Origin of the sequence: Paenibacillus sp. RRE4 (assembly GCF_031844205.1) — a bacterium.
Taxonomy (GTDB): Bacteria; Bacillota; Bacilli; order Paenibacillales; family Paenibacillaceae; genus Paenibacillus; species Paenibacillus xylanexedens_B.
This window is the reverse complement of sequence record NZ_JAUZUT010000001.1, coordinates 1,940,506-1,966,762: the sequence shown is the minus strand read 5'-3', so window position 1 is coordinate 1,966,762 and position 26,257 is coordinate 1,940,506. Positions and strand designations below refer to the sequence as shown.

Genomic DNA, 26,257 nt, shown 5'->3' with positions numbered 1-26,257 from the left:
CAGACCCTCACCTTGGATCTCAAACAAGCTTAATCCATTCAGATGTACTCTTCATGAAGTCTATATGAACACAGTATGAACAGGAAAAATACGTTTCGACGTTAATATGTCATCGGCAGCCTTGTTTACAGATCTCCCGGTTCTATAAATTTCACTTCAGGATAACTGTCATTTGGTCCCTCGAGCAGTTTTCCACCCGTTTCTTTCAAATGTTTATTGAAAAAATCAAGTACATATTGATTAACGATCCACGAGCCTCTTTTGCCATCGATATCTCCCGTGATACCTGTCAGTTTAATCAACGGAGAATAGAATTGCAGATCTGTGAAATTGAAATGCTCCGTTCCTTCTACATAAATCACATTTCCCTGATGATGGATTACATTTTTCATAATGTTCAGCTCATCTGTAAGTTGTTTAACCACTTCGTTATCCGAATCTGTATTGTTTTTAAACTCTTCCAACCATGCCTTGAAAACTCCTGATCTGATGAACATAAACGGCTTATTAATAACGTCTCGATTCTCCACTTCGTATAGTGAGCCATCCATATTCATTCCGGCTTTAATTCTGTTATCTAAATAAGTGGTATTAAACGCTGTAGCACCCCCAAACGAATGACCCATTGCGCCCATATGATTTAAATCTATCTTTCCTTGGAATTGACTCTCAATTTCGCCTGAATTCAGCTTTTCTATCTGATCCATTACAAACTCCACGTCTTGTGTCCATATTTCCCCGACTTTTCTACGGTCGTCAATGGTTTTCATCTTGGTTCTATAATCCGTTACACGTCCATCTGGAAAAATAGTAGCAAAGGTGCTATACGTATGATCGATGGTTACCACGATATAACCATGACTGGCCAGATTCTCGGCCTGTGATGCATGTAAAACCCTGCTGGTTCCCATGCCATGGGATAACAGTACGACGGGATAAGGACTTGTTGAGGGCAATATTTCTACATTTTTATAGGAGTTGGTTTTACTATACTTCCAGTAATCAAACACAAAGTCAGGCAGGTTTAAAGAATTAGAGTATGTCTGGATATACTTCTTGAACATTTCTTTATCTTCAGGGAAAAGAAATTCACGCTTCTTGTTATCTTTATTTTCAGTAGGATACCAAATCTGAATCATGAGTTCCCTTTTATCACCCTGCTCCTCAGTGAGGACCTCATCTCTGCTTGAATCCGTCAGATGAAAGGTTTGAGTGCCCACTTTCTCTGGTCCATCCGGTTTAGACAAATGAAAGACAGGCAAGTACACCATCAAACTAACAGATAATGCCATTAAAATAATGATTAGCGAGGCTGTACTGTATTTCAACAGCTTCCCTGTTTTGATAGTCATACTCTTCTTCACACGCTTGAATAGAACGATGACTATAAGCAGGACCATCAGGATATAGATCAACAGCATCTGCCATCTGTATCCCTCAGCCAACAATTGAACTACGAGCAAAACGCCGCTAGCCATGCCAAGAGCGACACCTATTTTCTGCGCATTTCTTTTAACAAACCATAAATCAATGAACAACATGAAACAGGATAGCGTCAAAAGTATTTCAAATAATCTCATTTAGATCCCTACCTTTTTTTAATAGCCCCACTTCATCGAGTGTTTGATCCGTGTATTGACCTGGCTTCTCACCAAATAGTAATCACTGAACATGTACTGCTCATGACCCCTATATGAACAGAACATGAACAAAATAAAAATGCTACGTTTCACATACAAGCGAACTTGTACATGAACGTAGCAAATTAGAATTAATTGGCGCATTGCCTACCATTATCAGTAATCAATAAATATACAATGGGAAGACAGCTATTCTGCTATTGGTGGACTGTTTGGCAAGGTGATGATAAACGTTGTTCCTTGATCAACCTTACTTTCCACCTTAATATCCCCTTGATGTAACGAAACAATTTGTTTGGTGATCGCAAGTCCCATTCCGCTGCCGTCGTACTTGCGGCTATGGGAACGATCAGCCTTAAAGAAGCGCTCAAAAATACGCTTTTGATCCTCGAGAGGAATACCAATGCCTTCATCCGATATCCGCACGGTTACATTCCTGATATCTCGTTCCATCCTGACGAGAATTAAACCGTTATCTTCTGAAAACTTAATCCCATTGCTGATAATGTTGGTCCATACCTGATTCAATTGATCATGATCTGCCTTGACTTGAACCTTCTGTAAATCCAGCTCAAACCGGATATTTCGGGCAGACCATTGAGGCTGTAATGCAACAATAACTCGTCTGATCTGCTCATCGAGATCACGAGTAGCGAGTTGCAGCTGATGGGATTGTGACTCAAGCATACTGAGTTTGAGCAGACTATCACTCATTTTAGACAACCGTTTCGCCTCTGAGATAATAATGTCGAGATACCGTCCTCGTTCCCGATCCGGTAACTCTACCTTTTTCAAGGCTTGAGCATACCCTGATATGGAAGTGAGCGGTGATTGTACCTCATGTGAGACGTTGGCTACAAAATCTCTTCTCATCTGCTCCAGCTGCTGCAGATCCTTCATCATATCTTCGAAACTGCGAGCAAGTGTGCCCAGTTCACTAGATTGCTTGATGTTCAGCTTTACATTGAAATCACCTGCTGCGATACGTTTGGTTGCCTGAGTCAATGTTTTGATCGGTCTTACCAGATACATGGAAGCAATCAAAATGATCAGACTACCGGCGGCCAGAGATGAGGTGGCAAAAATCGTACCCCATTGGATCACGGCAGCAGCAGCGGGCGGCGATAAGGTTTCCAGAAACATGGCTCGAGTTCCGTTGCTCGTCCGGACGGGCAATCCCAGTAGAACTGTACCCAGACCATTCGGTGTCGCCTCGACTACTGCTCCTCCGAGTACCTTCTGAAGCTGCTCTTTCGTCACTGAAATCGGGTTATGATCAATCGCCTTCCCGTACGTTTGGAACTGTCCTGACGGCTCATACATTCGAATATAGTATAAATCGAGTTGCTTCATTTTGTTGACGAATGCATCCGCTTCTGATAACGGAAGCGTTTTGTATATCTGTACAACATCCTGACCAAAGTTACGTATATTGATATGTGAATTTTCATTGAGCTTATCTTCAAAAATCCAGGTGGACAAGAGGAAAGCAAATACGGTCCCTGCAATTACAGAAACCAGAAAAGTCACAACGACCCGGATATACAAAGACTTAATCATGCTTGACCTCTAACCGATACCCCAGTCCACGCACCGTTTCAATCTGAAAATCAGAAGTCGTCGCAAAACGTTCGCGCAAACGTTTGATATGTACATCAACCGTTCGATCATCCCCTGTGTAATCCAGCCCCCAGATCTGATCGATCAATTGCTCCCGCGTATAGACTTGTCCCGGCGTTCCAGCCAGCTTGTATAACAATTCAAATTCCTTGAGTGGCAAAGTTAACGCCTCTGTTCCCACAATAACTTTGTAACTCTGACGATCTAGTGTGACGTCCCCAAACTGAATCATGTGCGTGGAGCCAATCTTGTACCGTTTCAGCAAAGCTTTCACACGTACAGTTAATTCCAGAGGGTCAAACGGTTTCGTTAAATAATCATCTGTTCCAAGCTCAAATCCTTTTACTTTCTCCCATGTCTCCCCTCTTGCGGTCAACATAAGTAAGGGAAGATCCGCGTTTAATTGTCTCAATTCTCTGCACAAAGCCCAGCCGTCCATCACTGGCATCATAATATCCAGTACTACTAGATCAATCGAGCGTTCCATGTATAGCGTGAGCGCCTGATGTCCGTCCACAGCCTCTACGGTATCGAATCCGTCATTTCGTAAAAACAAACAGACAAGCTCACGAATATTCGCATCATCGTCTGCAACTAATATGGTAGCCATATGCTTCTCCTTCGGCAACATTATACGAATTGTTATGCATTTATATCGCCAGTTCGTTAATTTAGTGAGTCCTCAATCTTTGCAATCTCATTCGATTCTTTTTCCTTATTCCACATCCGTCAGGGATATCGTGAACATCGTATGTTTTTTCATCACTCCCTGAATAGGTACATCGTGTGTGCCACTTTCCTGGAAGCCTGCTTTCAAAAGCACTCGGATGGAGCCTATGTTGTCTGGAACAGCACCCGCTTCAACTTGTGTAATGTTCATCTCATGTTCGGCATATTGAAGCACACGTTTTAACGCTTCGCTCATATATCCTTTACCGTGGTGTTGCTGATCTGTTGCATAACCTATCACCCATTTATCTGCACCGTTCAGTTCAATTCGAAATAATGAGATTTCTCCCACCAGTTCATCGGTATCTTTAAGAAAAATGCCAAAAGAATGTCGTTTTCCTTCATTTCTCAGCTCAAGCCATTTTTCTATCAGACCGATCTGTCCATCTAGACTATAAAATGCTTCATCTCGATGACCAGCCGAAGTCCTCTCTATTTCCTCTCTGTTGCCCAACTGAAACTCCAGCAGCAGTGCAGCATCTTCTAACGTCCAAGCTCTGATATAAATTCGTTCCGCCTCATATTTCATCTCAAGTTACTCCTTAGATATTCAGTTCAAGTCATCTGAAAACAACCTAATCCACGAGTTCATCCAGTGTATTCTCCAGCTCTTCAAGCCGAGTTGACAGCATATTCACATGTTCTTTCGCGTCAGCAATCTTTTTCTGTAAAACCTTTGTCTGTCCGTTCTCTGCGACTGCTTCTGTCTCAGGGATTTCAGAATTAATCTGAGCTTGAGTCCATTCTTGTTCATACCGCTTCAGTTTTTCAACAGCTACAACGTGCTCTTCTTTTCTTTGATCGATCTGCTGTTCCAGATACAATACTTCGGACAGGCTTGCTCCGCCTGATAAACGCTGTGAATACGTCATTTGCTCACCTCATTCATGCAACTGTTATTCTGCCTTTAACTCGATCGCTTTACTTACATTATACGCGTCCATCTTGATATCCGGTGCCATGTCTAAAGCCAATTTGGCCAGCTGACTACCAATATAAGGCCCCATAGTTAAACCGGAAGCACCCAGTCCATTGGCCGTAATCAGACCCGACCATCCCGGGACATGTCCCATGACGGGCAAAAATCCCGGGGTGAACGGGCGAAAACCTACACGAACCTCATCCAGTGTGCTGTCTGCAAGCTCAGGTGCCAGCTCTAGTCCCTTGTTCAACACTTCCTGCATACCTCCGGCAGTAATTCGTGTATCGTAACCGTCGACATCATTTTCATGCGTAGCGCCAATAACTATTTTCTGTTCTGCAAACGCAAGTAAATACTGATCCGTAGGCGGCATGATAACAGGCCACTCTTCTGTATTTTGCTGATTAGAAGTACGCAAGTGCACAATCTGACCCTTCTGATAATGGACGTTAAAATGAATCCCCAGTGGTTTCATGAACTCATTCGCCCACGCTCCTGCACACACGACCACCCGATCCGCGACATAATGCTCCGATTGCACCTTGGCGCCAGTTACTTGCCCGTCCTCATAGAGCAACACGGCTTCTCCTTCAATCAGACGAGCCCCGTGCCGCTGTGCAGAGCGGATCAGCGCGTCACGCAACGCTCTTCCATCCACACGAGCAGCGCCGCTAATGTGTACAGATGAATAACCTTCACCAAGTAAAGGGAACCGTTCACGGGTTTCGTTTTCATCCAGACATGTGATTGTGCCAATCTCAGGCGCATCTTCCCTGCGCAGCTTCGCCCGCTCCGCCATTTTGTTAATCTTCTCCTGATCCGTATGTATGCTGAGTGCGCCTGTCTGCGCATACCCTGTCTCGGTTTCTCCAGCACGTTCTAATTCGGTTATAAGCTCAGGGTAATAACGAGCACCCGCCTTGGCTAGCTGATACCAATCCTGATTCCGACGCTGAGACAACCAAGGACAGATGATACCAGCAGCCGCATCCGTGGCCTGCCCTGCATCTTTCCGATCGATAAGCAGCACTTCTGCTCCTGATTTTGCTAAATGATAGGCTGTTGATGCTCCTAATATTCCCGCTCCGACTACGATGACTTTTTTCATGCGAGTATTCCTTTCCTTCGTTCATTCATCTATATAACGTACCCTTTTTGGCATTCTGTTGGCAAGCTGAGTCACCTGGATAACGCAGATACCGTTATCGGTAAAATACGATGTTACGATGTTGATTCATTTAAAATAATTACATTTATGTAATATAATTCTATTCAGGTTTCTTTCATGCTCTAATCATGCTACCTGCACAAGACCTTTTAACGAAAAGAGGAATTATTCAACGATGCTGAAACCTAACATGGGAAATCTGCTAGTGCCCGATATGCCTCTCATGATTACTGGGCAAAACCGGTTGACCGTTAATGAATTAATGGATTGGAGCGACCATTCACGGGATTACACCATTGTACAATGCATCGGCGGAACAGGGAGGATCGCAGCCAAAAATCTCGAGCTTTCTGTTCGGAAAGGAACAGCGCTTATCATGTTTCCTGAAGTTCCCTACCGTTATAACAATTCAAGTAACACATTACAGTTTGATTGTTTGTCGTTTAATGGCTACATTTTGCCGCGTTTCCTGCACTCCTTGCAGATCGGGGAACTGCGCGCCTTCAAACCGGAAGGCATACTTGGCCTCCTGTTACGTGAGATCACACTGGCGCTACAGTCCCGTCACAAGGATTATATCTGGCATGGTTCTACACTGCTCTATACTCTTTTGGTTCGTTTAACCATTGAGAGTGAACGCTACAGCAAGGTTGAGCGCTCTGAGGCTCGGCTGCGTCTGACAGAGCTTGTTGCTTTTATCAAAGAAAACTATCAACAAGATCTCTCCCTCTCCCTACTCGCGGATCAGATGAATGTGACCGAGCAACATCTGAACCGCATCTTTAAAAAAGAGTTCCATATGACTCCACTCGATTACCTGGTTCGCTATCGCTTGCTTAAGGCCAAGGAGATGCTTGTGCAGCAAGAGGATATCACCGCACATGAGATTGCAAAAGCCGTCGGTTTTAACAGTGCCAGTTATTTCGGTTCCGTGTTCAAAAAATATGAAGGCATCTCACCCATTGAACTGCGCAAAAAGTTTCAGAGATAAAAAGGTATTCGGTATGAGATACGAGTAATTAGAGGTACAGGAATTATATCTTCATCTCGGCCAACGAGGATAACCGCCGTTCATGTATGGTGAATTCCAAACCGCGTGTTACCTCGTTCGGCACGATATAACAACGGATATTTGCGGCATTCGCTGCCTTTAGTCCGTTCGGAGAGTCTTCAAACACAATCGCTTCATCTGCCTCCACACCAAGTTTCTGTAAAGTCAGTAAGTACAGTTCCGGGTCAGGCTTCACCCGCTTCACATCATCCGAAGTATGAATGACTTCAAAATAATCAAACAACCCAAGCTTTTGCAAGTACCCGTGTACCCAATCACGAGTGGAGCTCGAAGCAACCGCAAGCCGAATTCCCTTCTCCCGGGCAGCGTCCAGCAATTCAAGTACGCCCGGGAGTATGCTTGCTTTTCCCAAATATGCTTCGTACTTCTGTTCAGAGAGCAAGCGGATTTGCTCATGATTAATCTCTTTTTGCAACATCTGCTCCAGATATCGATACGGATGAAATTCCTCGAAGGAGGTGCCTATGTTCTTAGACCAAAGCTCAAGTCCCAGCTCCACACCATGTTCTTCATAGATATCACGAAAAGCGTAATACCATGGTGTTTCTGTATCGACAATCAGGCCGTCAAAATCAAATATAAATGCTTTTAACTTGTCTACCATTGTTCTATTCCTCTCTCTCTCAGCCATCGCTGGAGAAACGGATCAGAAGCGTGCAGTCAAATCCGGCTGGGTCATGCTTACGGATAAAAAGTGGCAAGTGCAACCCGTGCCGGTCGGTGACTGAGCAACAACTCCAACTCGAAGCTCTCCATCCATAGGCATGCCAAAGTATCGAATTAACTTCCATTCTTCCCCATCGGGAGAGTAAAAGAAGGATAGACATCCCTCCACTTTTCGTATGCGCAGGTAAGGATCTGACACAGGCACCTCTATCGAGTTACAATCATCGGATGATCCATCCCGCGTAACGACAGATACGATGGTTGCTGCTTTACCATCATATTCAAAACAGAGTTTGCACCAGTTACGTTCGTCGAGCATCACCATCAAACAACCGGAATCATATTGATGCTTCATCTCTACCTTCAGCTGTGTGGTCATCTCGAAATCACCAGCCACGGACATCGACAAGAACGGTGCAGTTGCTCGAATATGCTTGCCTGCCGGGTCTTGGAAGAAATCCGAGTCGGCTTGTGCCTCAATGATCAGTCCGCCTTGATCCGTATATGACCAGTTGTGTGGCTCATTGATCCAGCTCAGTTTTTCCCTTGCTTGCGTTGTCATTACATTCATCTTTCCAACCTCCCAAGGATTGTCCTTGCTTACTGTATTTTACCGTTTTATATATTCGGCAACATACAGAAAAGCCCTTCTTCTACATTTTTTTGTAGGATTCTATCACTTGGGGGCGTTGCTGTGGATCATGTAAAAACAGCATGATAATCATCAAGAGAATATACAGTGCAAGAATAACGCCGAACAGAAGAAGCGGATGATAATGATACAGCAATCCGGTCAGATACCCGGAAGGTATTGCTGTTAACGTCATAACCGTCTGTACAGCCGAGAACATGTCCGCCTTCTCATGTGTGCCCAGTCGGTTCATCAGTAATGAATCACGGTACGTTTGCAGAATGAAGTTCCCGGCAGCAAGTACAATAAGGGTGAGAAACAGCATCGCTATATTACCGGCAGGGATTAAAAGAAATAACACAGCACCCGCGCTACTGAGCACAATGGAGAAGCTCACATACTTCTCTTCCGATCTCTGCTTCAAGCGCGGAAGAATAACCAGATAGAGCAGCATGACGGTAACCGCTGTAACGACGGGAACAAACGAGATCACTCGATCACCAAAGCTTAACTGCTCCTTAAAATAAATGACCTGAAAGAAGTTCAACTGCAGTACCAGATTGGACAATACTGTAATTAAAATGATCGGAAACAGCCTGCGCTTGTAAAACGACCGCCCAAACAGACGAAGGCTGGTGACAAGGCTGCGAAATACATGCGTTTTGCTGTGTATGCCCATTAGCTCTTTGCCAACTTCCGTCTCTTCCGTGTAACGATTGCGGATAAAAAACATTGCTGTCATCAGCAGCCCGCCCACAAAATAAATGCTTGCCAGCGTAGGCGCGATGCCAAAGTCCGCAATTACAACCCCCGCAATCGGTGTAAGCACTCCTGCACCGGTAATAATCATGTTCAACATGGCGAACACTTTGTATCGTTTATGTTCTTCCACGTCTTCAATGATCAGACAATTGAAAGACACGGTGACAAACTTTGATGTCGCATTGAGCAAATAAGCGATGAGGAACAACCAAAAATTTTGAGAGAATGCCCAGATCAACATGGGGACACTCCAGGCGAGTAAATCAAAGATCAGGGTCGTTCGTTTACGTCCCAGCTTGTTGGTTACCGACCCTGCAAACAACTGAAAAACGAAGGCAAAATACAGATTTACCGAATTAATGATACCAATCTCAATGTCGGACAAACCGGCTTCTTTCATATATAAAGGGGCGTAAAATAAAACAATCGTTCCCGGAATGGCCCATACCGGTTCTAGTAAAATGGAATACCGCGGATTTCTCGGCAAATCCCGAAGCAGCTTCACTCCATATCCCTTCTTTCTCTCTGCTCTACATCATTATAGAATCAATGCGGTCTTCACCGAATTCATCGGTAGCTTCTCCCCGCTTCTCAGGTCATAACCTATGGTGCCATTAAAGGCCTGCTCATACTCCGTCAAATATTCTTTGGCGGTTACCATCCCCTCCAGCTCAGGAAGGCTTTGCGCGAATTTCAGCGCCGTGCTAATCATGGAGTGTACAGCTACCGCCCCAATAATACTGAGTCCATCGTTAATGACATGGGTTGATTTAAAAGTCACTTCGTAACTGTCGTCATACCCCATCGGAATGATTCGGCCGCCTTTCGCAATCATCTCAAATCCGACATGAAGCTGATTCCCTACAGCATCGACAACAATATCAAACTTTTTGTTATTGTTGATCTCGTATACTTTGTCCAGTGTTAGATCCTGTGGATAGTAAACATAATCAGCGATACCTTCTGCGAATTGTTTGCGATAAGGATCAATTTCGGTACCCACCGTAAGTCTTGCCAGTCGTTTGCTCACCAGCTGACACAGTGAACCAATGGCGCCTGACCCCAGTACGAGTACAGAGTCGCTTGGCTTCACGCCTGCTTTCATGAACGTTTGCAGCACACAACCCAGAGGTTCGATCATCATGGCCGCTTCCCAGCTCATGGAATCGGGAATCGGATAGATATATTTTTCATCTCCCACAAAGTATTCGGCAAACGTTCCGTGTGTGGTCATTCCTACTTGGTAGTCATCGAAATTTTCGCAGTAAATGAACAAGCCTTCGCGGCAATACGAGCAGTGTCCGCAAGATTGCGTCGGGTCCACGAGAACCCGATCTCCTACGCGAATACCCCGTACTTCATCTCCCACCTCGACCACAGTCCCTACACCTTCGTGACCGATAACGGTTCCTTTGTTTGCCGGGACTTTACCTTTAACAATGTTCAAATCTGTTCCACAGATCCCTGATCCATAGATTTTCACTTTGACCTGATTCGGTCTTTGAATACGTGGCTCCTCAATCTCTTGTAGCTCCACCTGTTTCAAATCTTGATATACGAGTGCTTTCATGAGATATCCTCCTGGTCATATCATAAATTTTCGTGTTACTTTCCTTACAGATTGGCATATTTCAGATGTTCAAGCTTCTGCATTTCTTTCCAGTCCGACAAGATCTGAAGCAGTGCATCCTCCACCCAAATCAATTCCTCCCGCGTATGCGTATCCGAGAAAATAAAATAACCTTTGGTGAAAATGCCGTAATGAGCCATCTTCTTCACCATAAATTCGCGGAACGGGTCCGTCTGAAAATTGTGCTCATCCAGGGACTGAATGTAAAAGCTCGCGTAGGTTCCCTTTAAGGCTAATTGTTCGGTGAGACCAAGCAACACGAGTTCGGATTCCAGTCGTTTCATGATCCGCGTAGCGGGTTCACGCCAAGTGGGCCAGACATTGGCATTTTTAATTAACCTTTCGCAAGCAATAGCCGCCGCAAGTGCTGTTGTCTCGCTGGAATGCGCATTGCTGAATCGCACCTGACCTGCAAGGGACATGAGGTGCTCTGGCCCCAATACCGCCGCAAGCGGAAGTCCGTTGGCCATGCCCTTGGAGATACAGAGCAAGTCCGGCCAGATGTCATACTCCCCCGCAGTCGCCTGTTTGCCCATTCGTATTCCCGAAGTCACCTCGTCGAAGATAATAATGATGTCCAGAGTACGGCATAAATCCACTACCTTCTCCAATTCTTCCTTATTCCACTCGTTGGGGCACAAGACAATACAAGCGATATCATCCATAGATGAAATGTGTTCCCGAATGTTAGTATAGGAAGGCTTGTTCACCCAAATCGTGGAACGCTCAATATCCACCGGAATGCCGCGTTCTTTGGTCTGACTGCCGTAATAACCATATGCGGACCAGTCATGCCACCCGTGGTAAGCCGTTGCAATGACCTTGCTTTTACCACTTCCCGCACGGGCCAGCCGCACCGCTCCACTTACCGCGTCTGCACCGCTCTTGGTGAAGCGCAGGGACGGATAACGTCCCTCGAATCGCTCCAGAATTAACTCGGCACACTCCAGTTCAATATCCGCCGGGAGTGAAAAGCCTGTCCCTTTTTTCAACTGATGAATGACCGTAAGCTGAATTTCTCGTCTGGCATGCCCCCAAGGAACCGTGCCCATGGCCATCTCACAATCCAGCCATTCATTACCGTCAATATCTGTGAATCGGGAATGGTATGCTTCCGCACAGCAGACCGGGGTATGTCCCGGAAATAAGCGTTCTGGCGCTTTGGCTAGTGTACTGCACCCGCTCGGAATAACTTTTTCAACCTTCTCCAGCCACTCCAGATTTTGAGTAAATCTTGCGGCACGATCCAGCGTGCTTTTTTCATCGCTCACTTTGAAGTACCTCCCTAAGGCTTAATAGTGGTGTATCACAACCTGAATGATTAAGTTATCGCACTTTCGTGCCCGGCCAACATCCATCATAGATGCGATCCATCGTGATTACGTTACCGTAGAGGTCAATAATTAGATCCTTGGCTCTGTGGGCATGTCTCATTTCGATCCAGTAGCGGTTCTCCAACAATCGGGTGAAGTTGTCCACCAGAAACAGCAACCGATTTTCGCTATGAATTAACTCCTTGCCTAATACTTGGGGTAGCCATATGGCTCCATTCGAGTTAAAGCGGTTGGAGTAGTCTCGCACGTCGGCAAGGGGCGCGATACCTGCCTCGTCAAGCTTGCTCCAGAACGTGTCCGCATCACTTCGAACCTCGGCAAGATCGATACCAACCATCGGCAGATGCTCGTATTCGCGTTGATGATGCAACTGCTCCTTTAGATGACTGAATACGAAGGGCCATACATCGGCTTCGATCTGACTTCCCCACTTTTTCCAAAATCGCGCCAGATTGTTCTTGCGGTTAAAATTGCGATGAATGCCGCTGCTGCGTTCCCAGTGATAGGCTTGAATGTTAGGATTAATGACCGTATCATATCCCGCTGCTCTTGCCCGCATCTGATAATCAAAATCTTCATATCCGTTGAAAAACTTTTCGTCCAGACCACCAATCGTCTCATATACTTCCCGTTTCATGCCAAACATCGCAAACACAACAAGCTGCACGGAAAATGTCTCTTTTGGGATATCGTCCGGAGATGCGTTCAGAAAAAGATGTCGTCCAATCGAGTCCGCAAAGGCAATACCACAATGCTGCACTCCGCCAGTCTGCGGATATAACAGCACACCTCCGATCATGCCGATCGTAATATCCGTGTCGAGCGTCTCCTTCATCATCGTTTGCCAATGAGGCTGCAATATCGTGTCGGAGTCGAGGAAAAAGATATATTCTCCCTTAGCAAGATTCAGGGCGCTGTTAATGGATACGGCGCAGCCAAGCGGAAAGTCATGCTGAAGAATGTCAATTGTCACACCTTCTCTAACCTCTTGTTTGAGTTTATCCAGGTGTTGGAAGACAGCCGAGCCTGAACCGTCATTGATAAAAATAATTTGTGTTGATGGGACGACTGTTCGAAGCAGTGAATCTGTAAACAGGTTCAGAATGTTATAGTCCTGATTGACCGGTACAATAATGGTGTAAAGCATATAATTCCTCCTCATGAAGTTAATATTGATGGAACTAATAAACCTGAAATATGAACTGTTGTGCATGAAAAAACTTCTTATTTTCTGTCGTCCTCCTCCGCTCAAACTTTGTCTTAATTTGGTAATGATTTGAATCTAATAGAAATTTATATCATTTATTGGAAGTTTTAAATCTTAAATTCTGAACACTATCAAGTTCTGAATCTCTTTAAAATCAAAAAAAACTCTCGATGGGCCCCTCGCATCTAATGCGACAAACCGATCAAGAGTTTCCAGAGGTTATTGCTTTTAATCTATCCTGTACGCCTTCACTTGCTCACTTTATGCCCTTGCAGGCAACCAATCGGATTCTTTTGCACCCAGATTCGTGATGAATTGCTGCAGTGCATGCGATATCCATTTGCGAGCATGAATAACTAACTGAATTTCCAGTGTAAAGTCGGTATGAACCAGTGGTAATACCGTAAGCTTCTGTCGTTGGATCTCATCCATGGCAATCATTCGAGGCAAAAGCGAGATGCCCGGCCCAGCCATAATACTTCGTTTAATAGCCTCAGGACTTCCCAGCTCCAGCCCCACTTTATAAGGAATGCCATTGGTTCGGAGTACTTTCTCCAGCAACTGCCTGTAATTGCACGAATCCTCCGGCATGATCCATTCTTCGTCCGCCAGATCGTTCAACGTTACCTCGGATTTAGCGGTAAGTGGATGGTCAGAATTCACGATGAGCACCAACGGTTCCTCGCGAATCGTAATCCATTGTAATCCTGATTCCGGTGAAGCATTGGCCAAAATCAGACCAACATCCGCTTCCCCTTCTCTTACTTTTTGTAGAATCAGATCTTCCCGATCGGTTTGTAGCCGAATGCCGAGCTCGGGATATTGTTTACGTGTCGTTTGAATGGGCACTGGCAGATAGTAGGAAGCAAGCGAGTCCATCGTAGCAATGGTGAGTGACCCGCCGCCCTGTTTGGTCAGCTTCTCCTGAGAATGTTCAAATATCTCCAGAAGCTGTCCGGACAACTTAAATAGCTCTTCTCCAGCCGAAGTCAGCCGGATTTTATTGTTATTAAAACGCTCGAATAGTTTGACCTGATAAATTTTCTCCAGCTTTTGAATCTGGGTTGTCACACTCGACTGCGCGTAGCCAAGCTCTTCGGCTGCTTTGGTAAAGCTTTGCCTCAATGCCACCTCACGAAAGGTTTGAAAATAATTCAAATCCATTATTTATTCCCTCACATCATCGAAATTATTGATAACACCTATCATCTATTATAGCTAACTATGATACGTTTTCCCATGGTAAAGTGAATGAAATGGAATTCCAACATACATTTGGGGGTTATACGATGTTAACCGAACAACAGATTCAAGGTATTTATATACCTGTAATCACACCTTTTACCAAAGAACGCGAACTTGATCTCCCTTCGTTTCAAAACTACATCAAAGTTATGGTAAACAGCGGCATTCATGGCTTGGTGATTAATGGTACGACTGGAGAGTCACCTACCGTGACATGGGATGAAGTGGAACAGCTTGTGAAGGCCGCGAAGGAAACACTGAGCAGCATCAACTCCTCCGTACCCATTATGGTTGGAACTGGAACCAATGATACCGCTTCAACGGTGGCAAGAACAAAGAAAGCTGCCGCACTCGGAGCCGATGCCGTTCTTGTCGTTACTCCATACTATAACAGACCAACGGAAGAGGGCATTTACGAGCACTTCCGCATGGCAGCCAGCGTGGGCATCCCCGTGATGGTATACGAAATCCCAGCCCGTACGGGGGTTAGAGTTTCCATAGATATGATGAAAAAAATTATGAACATCGATGGTGTTATTGGTCTTAAGGATAGCACAAATAACCTCGATCTTATGACCGAACTGGTACGTTGCGGCTCGAAGCCCATTTTGTGTGGAGACGATACCTTCTTCTTGGATATGTTGACGAGAGGTGCAGCCGGCGGCATGATGGCATCGGCCAGTATTCATCCGGAGCGGTTCCTGGAAGTGTATAACCGTTTTGTGGCTGGCGAAAAAGAAGATGCCTACCGTCTCTATACGCAGTTGCTTCCGTTCATTAAACATCTATTCGAAGAGCCTGCGCCTGCCATGCTGAAACATCTGCTTGCACAACAAGGCATCATCGCTTCTGCACAGTTGCGCCTGCCTCTCATGCCAGCATCTGAACAATTAAAAGCAAAGATTGCACTGTAAATTAACACGTTGAACATAGTTAAGTTCAATGGATTGGTGCATCCCACCTGTATTAAAAATAAATGTGTTGCTTATTAAGTGGGTTTCTCTGAAATTGTGCTAGCCATATGTCCGAATATAAACAAGCCGCAGCTTATTCTGCGGCTTGTTTTGTGCATTTTATATTTACCCAAGCAACGCAACAACGTATTCCAGGTTTTGCCGAAGTTCATTCCGATTATCCGCTCATTTCGCAACAAACCCGTGATAGAACGTGTCCACGACAAGCGCAGGGGCGGCATTTCTGGCAATATTACCTTGAATCACTTGCTGCCACGTCAAGAAAAGGATCGAATACAACACCTCTACAATCCACGATTTGTCCACATCCGAACGAAAAAAACCTTTCTCTTGAAGTATACCAATGGCATGAAGCACCGGTTGTCTCAGCTTCTGATCGGCCCCTTCAATCTCGGTATTATAATTGACGGTTGCATCATGAGCCAGAAAATATATCTTATCTCCCAGTGGAATCAGCGCTTCAATCAGCTCCGGGATATACTGTTCAACCCGCTCCTCATCGAGCTTGACGTGCTGCAACGTCTCGTTAACGACATCAATCGCACGCATCGCCAAGTGAATCATGAGTTGCTCACGGCTCTCCACATATCGATGTAATGTGGCAATTCCGATATTCGCAGCTTCAGCAATGTCGTTCATCGACGCATTGGGCTTCTCTATAAGTAATTTGGTGGCTTCATCCAGAATGGCAAGCATTCGATTTTGCTTAAATGTTAACTTTTCATTTTTCATCTCAAACGGCACCTCGGAACGAATAGACTACTACTTTTTATTTTGGGCATAGGTACATGAAGTTGTTCTTTTTCTGATTCATCATATGTGAAGAATGGCAATTTCAAGTCAGAAGTCCAGCTAGTCTACTTTCGCTCCATAGGAGCGTGCAATCAGAACGGCCTGTTCGCGATCCATTCGCACCCCTTTCAAATCCAGTGATTTGAGATCGATTCCATCCAATATCGCCCCTCGCAGATCTGCTCCCTGAAGCTTCACCTTACTCATGGATACTCTCGTGAGATCACAGTCACGCAGGTCGGCCTTGGTTAAGTCGGATTCAGCGAGATCCGCTTCAAAAAAACGAATACCTCGCAAATCCTGTTTTCCAAGTCGCGTATGCCTCAGATTAGTATAAGACCAATCCCCTTTGACAAGTGTAATGCCGTCCATCTGCGCACCGGAAAAATCCGATCCTGTCATCTTGCAGGCTGTAAATTTGGAAGCAAACAGGTTCGCCCCCCCAAACAGGCAGTTCTCAAACGCAGACTCCGTATGTAAGGAACCATTCATGGATGCCCCTTTGAAATCACATTCAATGAAACGGCAATGACTTGTTTCGACTTCCTCCATGGAGGCATTCATAAACGTGCAATGCTTGAACACACAGCTAATCAACTCACCGTAACGCAAATCCCGTCCTTCAAAGTGAACGCCCTCATATTCCTGATCCTTATATTGATACATGAATTACACCTCATCTGGTATCGTGTTAACGTCGTAGTCATTTTGAATAACAACTCATTCTACTATACCATATGAGGTTGCTTCGGTCAGTTAAGTGATTTCGACATGCGATACATCGATACAGCAGGTTTGTTAATCACGCCTACCTTGTTGTACCCCAGTCGCTCGTAAAGTTTGATCGCACCTGCATTCTCCTGTTTAACGGTTAAGGAAGACTTTGCAAATCCTTGCAGGAGCGCCTGTTTCTCCGCATGACGGATCAGTTCTGTCCCGATCCCAAGCCCCCTGCTTTCTGGTAAAGCAGCTATAGTCCCGATGTGAAACTCATCCTTCTCTCCTTCTTTTAGCGTTACCATCGTATAAAACTCCTTCCAGTTTCGCAGGTTGTATCCGAGCAGCCTCCATTTATGTATATCAAACAGCTGCGAGAACGTCGGCCACGCCAGCTTATCCATCAGTATTGTTGGATAACACATAATCATGCCTAGTGTTTTCCCCTCCCGAACCGCTTCATAAGCGTACTCGTGACTAAACCGATTATTTCGGGCCTTCCAAAGCTTCTGGAAGGTATTATTGATAATTGCGGGCTCTCTGGAACCTGCCAGCGAATATTTCATATAATCAAGCGCCATCTCCGTCAGTTTTCCTCCGACGGCGGTTTGCGGGTTTGCTTTTACAATAGATACTTGGCTCATGGTGATCACTCCTCATATGTTGTTATGCTTGCTTGTTAGAGTCCCTAGTTCTATACTTTATCCTTTAGCGTAATTCGGTTCGGATGTCATGCCATCTACAAAAACGTTCACCGCTTGAATGGATACCCCGGTAAGATGTTCAACCTGGTCAATGACCTTTTGTTGCAGCTCTCTGCATACCTCATGTACTTTACTACCGTAATAAACAATGATTTTCACGTTAATCTCAACGCTATTGTCTACCCTGCGAATAGCAATGCCGTTCTGCAGACTTCGACCGCTCCATATTTTGCTGACACTTTCAACCAATCCAGCCGACATGGAAGAAATCTCACGGGTAGCAGCTGTTATTTTACCGACCATTTTGGAGATGACCTCATCGGAAATTTGGATCTGACCTAACGTTTGTTGAATGATCATATGAATCACCTCTGTCAAATTTGATAGATAGTACTATCATCTAATTAAAATATATATCATCCAATAACTAAATTCAACTATTACTACATAAAGCAAAAAAAACCGCAGGATTTGCGGTTTTTTGGCTTCTCTCTATTCGGCTTTTATTCTATATTAAAAATATGAACGGAAGGGTATTTCCTGAATTCGTTCTGCATCTAATGAGTTACAAGTACTCTTTAAACCAGGCATTCACCTGTTCGAAGCTATCGACTCGAAGAGAAGGTTTGCCACTTTTGAGCAGTGAATGGTTGGAACCCGGGTAACGGATCAGCTTGGTTGTTTTTCCATAACGCTTCAGCGTCGTATACAATTCCTCCGCCTGAGCGATCGGCGTTCGGTAATCCTGTTCCCCGTGCATGATGAGCAGAGGAGTTTCAATATTGTGCGCGTGAGCAAGCGGCGACCGGGACCAAAGATATGCGGCATTCTCCACGGGATTCCCCCCAATAACACCCTCCACGTACGAAATGCCAATGTCACTTGTGCCATACATGGACAGCCAGTTGGAGATACAGCGCTGTGTCACAGCTGCTTTGAAACGGTTTGAGTGAGCGACAATCCAGTTGGTCATGACCCCGCCGTAACTGCCGCCGGCAACACCCAAACGAGATACATCCAGCTTTGAATTCGTCGCCAGTGCGTCATCCACAGCTTCCATCAGATCCCGATAATCACCGCCAGCGAAGTCTCCACGACAAGCTCTGGCGAACTCCTGGCCATAACCTATGCTACCTCTAGGATTAACCCATAACACAGCATAACCTTCTGCTAGAAGTGTCTGCATCTCATGACTGAATGCTCCGGTATACATGGCGTGAGGTCCACCATGAATCTGTAAAATCAAAGGCAACTTACGATCAGATTGCTGTTCAACTTCATTCTGAATTCCGGACGACGGTGCCGTTGCACCCTTAGTTTCAGCCAAATCTGCATCTTTCGTTAGTTCAGGCATCGCTAGCCAGCCTTGAATCCGCAAACCGTCCGATGAGGTGAATTCCACTCTTTCCGGTACGTTAACCGTCCGTTGCCCCATAAATTCATCATTACGATGAGTGAGCCTGGCCATTTTACCGCTTTTCATGCCCACGGTGTATAACTCTCCTGGATGCTTATCCGTTAGTGCAGCTACAACCAAAGTCTCTTCATCTGCAGAGATCGTATACTGATAAACGTCTTTTTCTCCTGCAGTTGTGATCATTTCGCAGTTTCCATCGGACTGAATTCGATATACATCGACATTACCGTGATGCGTGCCTAATACATATACTCCCGGTTGAGAAGATGAACGACTAAGGATTGGCGAAGGGGAGGCGCTTGCCGACTTCATATCCCCCAGTGCAGCATTGCCGATGTGCATATCTAGCTCAGGTGCGAATAGCCTGGGAATCCCCCGATTCACGGGAAGTGTAAACAGTTGATGATGACTTCCACTTCCGTATTTACGATCACTTGCAATCAGAATCAGTTGTTTTCCATCGGCTGTAAAAGAAAATTGGGTGATCTGAAGACTGGAATCCGTAACCTTAAAAGGTTCTCCAACGTTTCCTGAGTTTGCTTCAATGCTGGTCATATACACGTCCGTATGATGAAGCAAATCCGGATCTGATCCTGCTTCTTCTGCTTGTTTGGAGATAAAGGCAAGATTCAGGCTGTCCGGTGACCAGACGGGGGTCGTGATGTTCCATAACCCGGAGGTTATCTGCTTGATTAGTCCACTCTTGATCTCGTAAAGAAACAAATGGCTGTACTGACCATCCCACCAACCTGATCCTTCAGCTTTCGGCGTAGTGCGGTCGTAGACTTTTCCCCGCAATGTTGCTTCTGGTTGCCGGGTTGCTTCATCGTTAGTGTCTTTCGCAAACTCATCGGTTGATAATTGAGCTGAACTCATCTGAGCTTTACTCGTAAACGCAATATACTTCCCATCGGGAGACCAGACGTAACTCATGATTTTACGTTCAGGAGATATGAGCATGGACGGTTCTGTACATTCCGTATGAACAGACCAAAGTCCTTTTCCAGCCTGAGTCGATCGAATAAACGTCAACTTGTTACCGTCTGGTGACCATGCAGGAGAGGAATCCTTCGTTCCATCCGTCAGCGCTACATCTTCTGTCCCATCCAGCGAAATTCCCCGAATTTGTGTGTTATATTCGTTCTTCGCCCGATCAATCGTTTGTTCAACGTAGGCTACTTGTCCATTTGCACTGATCACCGGCTGACTGATCCAGCGATAGTGATAGAGATCCTCCGGCGTAATCTGGTTTTTTTTCATATCCATAACTCCCTTCCGTTATGATTTCTGAGCTGACTCTGTTCGAGGATCAAGCACATCCCGCAACCAATCGCCGAGAAAAATAACACCCAGCACCGTAAACGTAATAGCTAGTCCCGGAAATGTAGCAACCCACCAGCTCGTGGCTACATACTGCCGTCCGTCACTTAACATGCCGCCCCATGATACATCCGGTGGTTTTATTCCAAGTCCCAGAAAACTCAGCGACGCTTCCATGATGATTGTTGTGCCTACATTCATACCGCAGATGACAATAAACGACGACAATACGTTAGGCAAAATATGCTTGATAATCAGCCGTCCATTTTTGGCACCAATCGATCTGGCGGCAAATACAAAATCCCGCTCTTTCATACTAAGCACTTCACTACGAACTACGCGGGTGAATGGCACCCAGTTGGTTACACCGATAACAAAGATCAACGTGGTCATACCTGGACCCACAATAGCCATCACTACTAACATGAACAGGATCGTTGGTATCGCCATGAATGCATCACCCACACGCATAATAATGGCATCCAGCCACTTTCCATAGAATCCGGATATCAGACCCAGAACGGCTCCAATTATTCCGGAGACAATGACGGCGCCCATACCTACAATTAAAGACACGCGTGCGCCATATACAATACGGCTCCACATATCTCTGCCCAGATTGTCGGTTCCCAGCCAGTATTCGGCCTTTCCGCCATCAAGCCACGCAGGCGGTTTGAGACGGTTCAGCGGGTTGACCGCTGACGGATCATGACTCGTTAGCAGAGGTGCGGCTATTGCAATCAGGACAACAACCAATACAAGCACTGCACCGATGAATCCGGTCTTGCTGATGATTAGCTGTTGCCAGATGGATCGAATTCCAGCAATCGTACGCGAACTTCTGTTGTCCGGTTCGGTAACCAGAACATTTGTTTCATCGTTGTCTCTCATAGATCGCACCCCCTTCTAGTCATATTTGATACGTGGATCCAGCAGTCTGTAGGACACATCCGTGAGAATATTAACAACCACTACAATGAATGCAATCACAAACACGGCTGCTTGCACAATCGCCATATCATGTGTATTTACGGCCACAACTAACAGTTGACCCAAGCCTGGCCAGGAAAATACGGTTTCTGTAATCAAAGTACCTCCGATCAGACTGGTAAACTGCAGACTCATGATGGTCACAACCGGAATTAAACCGTTACGGAACGCGTGCCTCGCGATCACTGTCATGCGCCCCAGTCCTTTACTTCGTGCCGTACGAATGTAATCTTGATTCAGAATCTCCAGCATGCTGGATCGGATTAGCCGTGTCATCTGTGCAGCAAGTCCCACGCCCAGCGTAAAAGCAGGCAGAATCAGATGGGATAAACCTCCGCGACCCGAAACCGGTAAAACGCCCAGCACAACGGAGAATAGCAGAATGAGCATAATGCCCATCCAGAAGTTCGGCATCGCCTTGCCAATCACTGAAATACCTGAAATGAGTAGATCGGTAAATGTATTTCTTTTCACTGCCGAGATCACTCCCAGCGGAACAGCCATCAATACTGCAAATAACATGGCAGCCGCGGCAAGTTCAAAGCTTGCAGGCAATCGCTCTAACACAAGCTCAAGTGCAGGCTGACCGTAACGGAAGGATTGACCGAAATCTCCCTGAATGGCATTACCGAGAAATTTCATATACTGCGCGTATAAAGGCTGATCGAGTCCCAGTGCCTGCGTCAACACAGCCCTGTCCTCTGCTGTAGCGGTCTCAGGTAACATCAGAGCCACAGGATCACCCGTGACCCGAACCAGAATAAAAACAATTAATGAGACAATAAACAGCACCGGAATGACCTGCAGTAAAGATTTGAATACGTATTTTCCCACTCCCGGCTCACCTCCTCTTTCCAAAAAAGAACGGCAGGAACTTGTTCATCCAGTCCCTGCCGTTCACGGCTTACTCATGCAATGACAGGTGGTATTAGCCTCTGTTACTTTGCAACAGGTGTAATCTCATCTGCATAGAACATCTCATCACTGCGTGGTGCAAAGTTCACTTTGTCATTGGTTCCATAGACGCCTTCCATCTGATACAAATATACGGCAGGGCGCTCTTCTGAGAAAATCTGTTGTACTTGCTGATATTCTTTCTCACGAGACTCCGGATTCATGTTTACAAGTGCAGATTGCAACAACTTCTCCACTTCCGGATTGTTGTAATCCGATTCCCCTTTGGCTTCTTCCACCATATAGCGGTTATAGTTGTTCGAAGCGTCAAACAGGGAGTTACCGATTCCGATCATGAAAATTTCTTTAAACGATTTGGAGCTATAACGCTCGCTGAATGCACTCGGCTCAAGCACGTCCAGATTGATTTTGAATCCGGCCTGATCCAGCATGGCCGCAACAACTTCAGCTTGTTCCTTATACTGAGAAGATACGGAGATGGTCATCTCTGCTGTGCCTTCAGCGTACCCTGCCTCTTTTAGCAACTGTTTTGCTTTTTCCAAATCATACAAAGATGTCTTATACAGTGACGGATCAGCCCCAAAGTTTCCAGGTGTTACAGATGTACGTGTAACGATTCCTGCTCCCCCGGCAATGCTGTCTACAATCCCTTGTTTATCAATCGCCAGATCAATGGCTTCACGCACTTTTGGATCAGCCGTGATGCTGCCCTCAGTTTGACGGAAGATCAGTTGAAGAACACGTTGAATAGGTGCTTTTACAATCTTTTTGTCTGCCTCGCCTTCAATGCGTGTAATATCTGTCGATGGGATGGCTGACGCAATGTCAACTCCGCCGGCAAGCAATTCAGATACACGTGTGGAAGCCTCAGGGATGACACGGAACACCACTTCATTCCACTTCGGCTCACCGCCGAAATAGTTTTCGTTTTTCACAAGCTCAATGCGGTCGTCTTTAGTCCATTTGCTGAACTTGTATGCGCCGGTACCCACCGGTTCTTTCAGGAATGTGTCGATGCCCTTGTCTGCAATATATTTGGAAGGCAGGATGCCAGCGCCCATTTTGGACAAACGATTGAGCAGCAACGGGTCTGGTCCATCGGTAATGATGTCTACCGTATGCTCATCCACCGCTTTGACTTCAACGATGTTTTTGAAATAACTGTTTTGCTTCAGCGTATTATCTTTGGCGACTCTCTCCAGCGTGTACTTCACATCAGCGGAAGTGAACGGGTCACCATTGTGGAAGGTTACACCTTCACGCAGCTTGAATCTCCACGTTGTATCGTTCACTTGCTCCCATGAAGTGGCGAGCGCAGGAACTTTTTTCTGCTGACTGTCATTTTTGATCAAATAATCAAACACGTTTACAAGCACAGCTTCACTCGCGGTATTGTTATTGTTGTGTGGATCAAAGCTTTCGATATCCGTTGCCGCCGCAATTGTTAACGTGTTACTGGCAGCTGCACTTTCGTTCCCGCTTCCTTCAGAAGTTGTATTACTCGTCGTTCCTTTACTGCCTCCGCCACAAGCACTTAACACCATTACGATTGCCAGCAAAGTGATCCACAAACCTGTCCATTGTCTCTTTTTCATTGTGATTCTTCCCCCTTGGAAGTTGTATTCCTTGCCAAAAATTCAAGTGCAATTGCTGACAACAGGCCTACGCCATAAGGCATGACCGTTTCGTCAAGATCAAATCTCGGATGATGAAGCGGATACCGTGTACGCTCCTCTTCATTTCCCGATCCTAACCGGAAAAACACACCCGGCACATGTTCGCAATAAAAAGCAAAGTCTTCCCCGCCTGTCGACGGTTTGATGTAACTCCACCCCTTCTGCGCATTCACCTCTTCACAGACATCTGTGAGCAGATCAACCATGCCAAGGTCATTCACAACGACCGGATAACCGTCACCATAGGTGACTTCACATTCCGCTCCGAATGAACTGCAGACACCGTTCACGACTTGCTTGATCAGAGATGGCATCCGTTCACGCACTGCAGGAGATAATGTGCGGACCGTGCCAATCATCTCAACTTCAGGCGCTATAGCCGTACCCATATAACCTCCGGTGATTTTACCAATCGTGACCACTACAGGTTCAAGCGGATCAACCATACGGCTGGCGATGTTCTGCAATGCAGTAATCACCTGAGCAGATACGGCAATCGCATCAATACCTTCATGCGGACGAGCCGCGTGACCTCCCCGACCCACAATCTTGATGACAAGCGGATCAGCCGAAGCAAAAGCAACCCCCTGGCTCACCCCTACTGTGCCCGTATCCTGACCGGGTGTCATATGCAAGCCAGCAATGGCATCCACCTTTGGATTCTCCAGCACGCCGTCCTGAATCATGGCTCTTGCACCGGCTAGTCCCTCTTCCGCGGGTTGAAAGATGAACTTGATGTTGCCGGACTTAGGCCTGCCAAGCCCTGTGAGTAGTTCAGCAGCCCCCATCAGAATGGATGTGTGTGCGTCATGACCACAGAGGTGTGCCTTGCCTTTCACCGTTGAGCGATATTCCACTGATTTCTGATCCTCAATCGGCAAAGCATCCATATCCGCTCGAAGTGCAAAGGTAGGACCATCTGTTTCCCCGCGAAGCAGGCCGGTTACGCCCGTCTTCCCAACATGACGAGTAACCTCTAGTCCAAGGCTCTCCAAGTGCTCGGCCACGATGGCAGAGGTGCGATGCTCCTCATAACCAATTTCCGGATGGCGATGAAAGTCTCTGCGCCAAGCACTTAACTTCGCTTGTAGCGGCTGAGCCAGCTGTATTAATTCAGATTGTTTCATTGGATCTCATTCCTTTCATGTTCCTCGGATTCCGACACCAACCGCGCATAGATGGCATCAGCCGAGAATTCGATGTGCCTTTTCATCGTATCCCGTGATCTCACGCTGTCTCTTGATTTCAGTGCTTCAAGAATCTCCATATGTACTCCGTAATTTACGGAACGAATTCGCTCATCGTAAGGCATCAGATCGAGCGCAGGGTTAATCTTCGTCCGAATTTGTCTGACGGCGGTTTCGAAGTATGGATTTCCCGCTGCTTTGGCTATCGTTAGATGGAACTTTACATCCAGTGCTCTGAACCATTCCCGTGTACAATCCGGCTCGATACTTTGCTCCATATAGTTATACAGCTGTTCCAGTTCGCCTGCGGTGATCCGCTCAGCAGCCAGAAAAGCCGCTTCCGGCTCAATAATGGTCCGGTATTCAAACACTTTGAGCATCTGAGCCCAGCCTCGTTTGATCTCTTCTCTCGTACGTTTATGCGAATTGGTCGTGAGTGGCAGGACAAACGTTCCACCTTTGGCTCCAACTCTTTTCTCGATCAATCCTTTATCTTCCAGTGCGGAGAGCGCTTCACGAACCGTAATACGACTTACATCGAACATCTCGGCTAAATCCCGTTCAGCGGGAAGTTGCTCTTCACTCATCAACTCTTTTAAAATAATAGCTTCTTCCAGTTGTTCCCGAATAAATTCACTAACCTTTTTAGTCGATACTTTTTCGAAATGAAAGGAGAATGGATTAGACATCTGATCACTCCGATCTGTATATGGTCTAGACCTTATACCATTAATATAATTCCGACTAAACTGATATGCAATACTTTTTTGATAAATTTCAACATTTATTTTAATCCTCTGCATAGCACCTTTCTTTCCCTATCGAAAAAACGTGATCTGTAAAGAAAAAAAAGACGCTCTGCATCGGTCAGAACCTCTATCGTTCAAGAAGATGTGCTATTCATTTTCATATTGAAAAAAAACGAAGATAGTAACCGGT

Annotated in this window: 25 protein-coding genes; 2 read left to right on the top strand and 23 right to left on the bottom strand. The window is 45.8% G+C overall.

Annotated features, from left to right (window positions below; translation table 11 throughout):
- Positions 1 to 125 precede the first annotated feature (125 nt).
- From Q9R46_RS08900 to Q9R46_RS08875, 6 genes are all read right to left on the bottom strand, one after another.
- Complete coding sequence (locus Q9R46_RS08900; RefSeq protein WP_311279729.1) at positions 126 to 1,478, bottom strand: alpha/beta hydrolase family protein; 1,353 nt, start codon at positions 1,476 to 1,478, stop codon at positions 126 to 128.
- A 351-nt stretch (positions 1,479 to 1,829) separates the two neighbouring features.
- A complete protein-coding gene (locus Q9R46_RS08895; RefSeq protein WP_311279728.1) occupies positions 1,830 to 3,200 on the bottom strand; it encodes a sensor histidine kinase in 1,371 nt (456 codons plus the stop codon).
- Complete coding sequence (locus Q9R46_RS08890) at positions 3,193 to 3,870, bottom strand: response regulator transcription factor (RefSeq protein ID WP_311279727.1); 678 nt, start codon at positions 3,868 to 3,870, stop codon at positions 3,193 to 3,195. Before Q9R46_RS08890 ends, Q9R46_RS08895 begins: the two co-directional genes overlap by 8 nt.
- A gap of 105 nt (positions 3,871 to 3,975) precedes the next feature.
- Positions 3,976 to 4,518 carry a GNAT family N-acetyltransferase gene (locus Q9R46_RS08885; protein WP_311279726.1) on the bottom strand — a complete coding sequence of 181 codons (543 nt, stop codon included), beginning with the start codon at positions 4,516 to 4,518 and terminating at the stop codon, positions 3,976 to 3,978.
- 46 nt (positions 4,519 to 4,564) lie between these two features.
- Positions 4,565 to 4,861: a hypothetical protein gene (locus Q9R46_RS08880; RefSeq protein WP_311279725.1), complete on the bottom strand. Its 297-nt coding sequence runs from the start codon at positions 4,859 to 4,861 to the stop codon at positions 4,565 to 4,567.
- A gap of 24 nt (positions 4,862 to 4,885) precedes the next feature.
- Positions 4,886 to 6,019: an NAD(P)/FAD-dependent oxidoreductase gene (locus Q9R46_RS08875; protein WP_311279724.1), complete on the bottom strand. Its 1,134-nt coding sequence runs from the start codon at positions 6,017 to 6,019 to the stop codon at positions 4,886 to 4,888.
- A 235-nt stretch (positions 6,020 to 6,254) separates the two neighbouring features.
- Between Q9R46_RS08875 and Q9R46_RS08870 the strand changes: the two genes are divergently transcribed.
- Positions 6,255 to 7,070, top strand: a complete 816-nt coding sequence (locus Q9R46_RS08870; protein WP_154889302.1) for a helix-turn-helix domain-containing protein — start codon at positions 6,255 to 6,257, stop codon at positions 7,068 to 7,070.
- Between the two features lie 43 nt (positions 7,071 to 7,113).
- On the opposite strand, the gene Q9R46_RS08865 is transcribed toward Q9R46_RS08870, so the two are convergent.
- The 7 genes from Q9R46_RS08865 to Q9R46_RS08835 all read right to left on the bottom strand — a co-directional run bounded on the left by Q9R46_RS08865 (position 7,114) and on the right by Q9R46_RS08835 (position 14,545).
- On the bottom strand, positions 7,114 to 7,755 hold the full coding sequence (locus Q9R46_RS08865) for an HAD family hydrolase (RefSeq protein ID WP_311279723.1): 642 nt from the start codon (positions 7,753 to 7,755) through the stop codon (positions 7,114 to 7,116).
- Positions 7,756 to 7,797: 42 nt separating this feature from the next.
- Entirely contained in the window at positions 7,798 to 8,388 is a 591-nt protein-coding gene (locus tag Q9R46_RS08860; RefSeq protein WP_311279722.1) for a DUF1349 domain-containing protein, read from the bottom strand.
- Between the two features lie 82 nt (positions 8,389 to 8,470).
- Entirely contained in the window at positions 8,471 to 9,715 is a 1,245-nt protein-coding gene (locus Q9R46_RS08855; RefSeq protein ID WP_311279721.1) for an MFS transporter, read from the bottom strand.
- Positions 9,716 to 9,748: 33 nt separating this feature from the next.
- Entirely contained in the window at positions 9,749 to 10,780 is a 1,032-nt protein-coding gene (locus tag Q9R46_RS08850; protein ID WP_311279720.1) for a zinc-dependent alcohol dehydrogenase, read from the bottom strand.
- 44 nt (positions 10,781 to 10,824) lie between these two features.
- Positions 10,825 to 12,111 carry an aminotransferase class III-fold pyridoxal phosphate-dependent enzyme gene (locus tag Q9R46_RS08845; RefSeq protein ID WP_311279719.1) on the bottom strand — a complete coding sequence of 429 codons (1,287 nt, stop codon included), beginning with the start codon at positions 12,109 to 12,111 and terminating at the stop codon, positions 10,825 to 10,827.
- A 55-nt stretch (positions 12,112 to 12,166) separates the two neighbouring features.
- On the bottom strand, positions 12,167 to 13,321 hold the full coding sequence (locus tag Q9R46_RS08840) for a glycosyltransferase family 2 protein (protein ID WP_186375418.1): 1,155 nt from the start codon (positions 13,319 to 13,321) through the stop codon (positions 12,167 to 12,169).
- A gap of 321 nt (positions 13,322 to 13,642) precedes the next feature.
- On the bottom strand, positions 13,643 to 14,545 hold the full coding sequence (locus tag Q9R46_RS08835) for a LysR family transcriptional regulator (protein WP_311279718.1): 903 nt from the start codon (positions 14,543 to 14,545) through the stop codon (positions 13,643 to 13,645).
- Positions 14,546 to 14,670: 125 nt separating this feature from the next.
- Between Q9R46_RS08835 and dapA the strand changes: the two genes are divergently transcribed.
- Positions 14,671 to 15,540, top strand: coding sequence for a 4-hydroxy-tetrahydrodipicolinate synthase (gene dapA / locus Q9R46_RS08830; protein ID WP_311279717.1), 870 nt, complete (start codon positions 14,671 to 14,673; stop codon positions 15,538 to 15,540).
- A 225-nt stretch (positions 15,541 to 15,765) separates the two neighbouring features.
- Here dapA and Q9R46_RS08825 read toward each other — a convergent pair whose 3' ends face one another.
- The 10 genes from Q9R46_RS08825 to Q9R46_RS08780 form a co-directional block, all read right to left on the bottom strand.
- Entirely contained in the window at positions 15,766 to 16,332 is a 567-nt protein-coding gene (locus Q9R46_RS08825) for a TetR/AcrR family transcriptional regulator (RefSeq protein WP_145412924.1), read from the bottom strand.
- A gap of 120 nt (positions 16,333 to 16,452) precedes the next feature.
- Positions 16,453 to 17,058, bottom strand: coding sequence for a pentapeptide repeat-containing protein (locus Q9R46_RS08820; protein ID WP_145412923.1), 606 nt, complete (start codon positions 17,056 to 17,058; stop codon positions 16,453 to 16,455).
- 86 nt (positions 17,059 to 17,144) lie between these two features.
- Complete coding sequence (locus Q9R46_RS08815; protein ID WP_311279716.1) at positions 17,145 to 17,753, bottom strand: GNAT family N-acetyltransferase; 609 nt, start codon at positions 17,751 to 17,753, stop codon at positions 17,145 to 17,147.
- Positions 17,754 to 17,810: 57 nt separating this feature from the next.
- Complete coding sequence (locus Q9R46_RS08810) at positions 17,811 to 18,173, bottom strand: Asp23/Gls24 family envelope stress response protein (protein ID WP_311279715.1); 363 nt, start codon at positions 18,171 to 18,173, stop codon at positions 17,811 to 17,813.
- 205 nt (positions 18,174 to 18,378) lie between these two features.
- The gene (locus Q9R46_RS08805; protein ID WP_311279714.1) at positions 18,379 to 20,490 is read right to left on the bottom strand and encodes a prolyl oligopeptidase family serine peptidase; all 2,112 of its coding nucleotides are present in this window, start codon (positions 20,488 to 20,490) and stop codon (positions 18,379 to 18,381) included.
- Positions 20,491 to 20,508: 18 nt separating this feature from the next.
- The gene (locus tag Q9R46_RS08800) at positions 20,509 to 21,441 is read right to left on the bottom strand and encodes an ABC transporter permease (RefSeq protein WP_311279713.1); all 933 of its coding nucleotides are present in this window, start codon (positions 21,439 to 21,441) and stop codon (positions 20,509 to 20,511) included.
- A 15-nt stretch (positions 21,442 to 21,456) separates the two neighbouring features.
- A complete protein-coding gene (locus Q9R46_RS08795) occupies positions 21,457 to 22,374 on the bottom strand; it encodes an ABC transporter permease (RefSeq protein ID WP_090915738.1) in 918 nt (305 codons plus the stop codon).
- A gap of 104 nt (positions 22,375 to 22,478) precedes the next feature.
- Entirely contained in the window at positions 22,479 to 24,050 is a 1,572-nt protein-coding gene (locus Q9R46_RS08790; RefSeq protein WP_145330499.1) for an ABC transporter substrate-binding protein, read from the bottom strand.
- Positions 24,047 to 25,258, bottom strand: coding sequence for a M20 metallopeptidase family protein (locus Q9R46_RS08785; protein ID WP_311279712.1), 1,212 nt, complete (start codon positions 25,256 to 25,258; stop codon positions 24,047 to 24,049). The genes Q9R46_RS08790 and Q9R46_RS08785 overlap by 4 nt, the downstream gene beginning before the upstream one ends.
- Positions 25,255 to 26,007 carry a FadR/GntR family transcriptional regulator gene (locus Q9R46_RS08780; RefSeq protein ID WP_311279711.1) on the bottom strand — a complete coding sequence of 251 codons (753 nt, stop codon included), beginning with the start codon at positions 26,005 to 26,007 and terminating at the stop codon, positions 25,255 to 25,257. Before Q9R46_RS08780 ends, Q9R46_RS08785 begins: the two co-directional genes overlap by 4 nt.
- Positions 26,008 to 26,257 lie beyond the last annotated feature (250 nt).

What these genes read in the sequence shown, in the direction of transcription:
- Q9R46_RS08900 (WP_311279729.1), bottom strand. Translation starts at nt 1,478, where the DNA reads ATGGCTAGCGGCGTTTTGCTCGTAGTTCAATTGTTGGCTGAGGGATAC.
- Q9R46_RS08895 (WP_311279728.1), bottom strand. Translation starts at nt 3,200, where the DNA reads ATGATTAAGTCTTTGTATATCCGGGTCGTTGTGACTTTTCTGGTTTCT.
- Q9R46_RS08890 (WP_311279727.1), bottom strand. Translation starts at nt 3,870, where the DNA reads ATGGCTACCATATTAGTTGCAGACGATGATGCGAATATTCGTGAGCTT.
- Q9R46_RS08885 (WP_311279726.1), bottom strand. Translation starts at nt 4,518, where the DNA reads ATGAAATATGAGGCGGAACGAATTTATATCAGAGCTTGGACGTTAGAA.
- Q9R46_RS08880 (WP_311279725.1), bottom strand. Translation starts at nt 4,861, where the DNA reads ATGACGTATTCACAGCGTTTATCAGGCGGAGCAAGCCTGTCCGAAGTA.
- Q9R46_RS08875 (WP_311279724.1), bottom strand. Translation starts at nt 6,019, where the DNA reads ATGAAAAAAGTCATCGTAGTCGGAGCGGGAATATTAGGAGCATCAACA.
- Q9R46_RS08870 (WP_154889302.1), top strand. Translation starts at nt 6,255, where the DNA reads ATGCTGAAACCTAACATGGGAAATCTGCTAGTGCCCGATATGCCTCTC.
- Q9R46_RS08865 (WP_311279723.1), bottom strand. Translation starts at nt 7,755, where the DNA reads ATGGTAGACAAGTTAAAAGCATTTATATTTGATTTTGACGGCCTGATT.
- Q9R46_RS08860 (WP_311279722.1), bottom strand. Translation starts at nt 8,388, where the DNA reads ATGAATGTAATGACAACGCAAGCAAGGGAAAAACTGAGCTGGATCAAT.
- Q9R46_RS08850 (WP_311279720.1), bottom strand. Translation starts at nt 10,780, where the DNA reads ATGAAAGCACTCGTATATCAAGATTTGAAACAGGTGGAGCTACAAGAG.
- Q9R46_RS08840 (WP_186375418.1), bottom strand. Translation starts at nt 13,321, where the DNA reads ATGCTTTACACCATTATTGTACCGGTCAATCAGGACTATAACATTCTG.
- Q9R46_RS08835 (WP_311279718.1), bottom strand. Translation starts at nt 14,545, where the DNA reads ATGGATTTGAATTATTTTCAAACCTTTCGTGAGGTGGCATTGAGGCAA.
- dapA (WP_311279717.1), top strand. Translation starts at nt 14,671, where the DNA reads ATGTTAACCGAACAACAGATTCAAGGTATTTATATACCTGTAATCACA.
- Q9R46_RS08825 (WP_145412924.1), bottom strand. Translation starts at nt 16,332, where the DNA reads ATGAAAAATGAAAAGTTAACATTTAAGCAAAATCGAATGCTTGCCATT.
- Q9R46_RS08820 (WP_145412923.1), bottom strand. Translation starts at nt 17,058, where the DNA reads ATGTATCAATATAAGGATCAGGAATATGAGGGCGTTCACTTTGAAGGA.
- Q9R46_RS08815 (WP_311279716.1), bottom strand. Translation starts at nt 17,753, where the DNA reads ATGAGCCAAGTATCTATTGTAAAAGCAAACCCGCAAACCGCCGTCGGA.
- Q9R46_RS08810 (WP_311279715.1), bottom strand. Translation starts at nt 18,173, where the DNA reads ATGATCATTCAACAAACGTTAGGTCAGATCCAAATTTCCGATGAGGTC.
- Q9R46_RS08805 (WP_311279714.1), bottom strand. Translation starts at nt 20,490, where the DNA reads ATGAAAAAAAACCAGATTACGCCGGAGGATCTCTATCACTATCGCTGG.
- Q9R46_RS08800 (WP_311279713.1), bottom strand. Translation starts at nt 21,441, where the DNA reads ATGAGAGACAACGATGAAACAAATGTTCTGGTTACCGAACCGGACAAC.
- Q9R46_RS08790 (WP_145330499.1), bottom strand. Translation starts at nt 24,050, where the DNA reads ATGAAAAAGAGACAATGGACAGGTTTGTGGATCACTTTGCTGGCAATC.
- Q9R46_RS08785 (WP_311279712.1), bottom strand. Translation starts at nt 25,258, where the DNA reads ATGAAACAATCTGAATTAATACAGCTGGCTCAGCCGCTACAAGCGAAG.
- Q9R46_RS08780 (WP_311279711.1), bottom strand. Translation starts at nt 26,007, where the DNA reads ATGTCTAATCCATTCTCCTTTCATTTCGAAAAAGTATCGACTAAAAAG.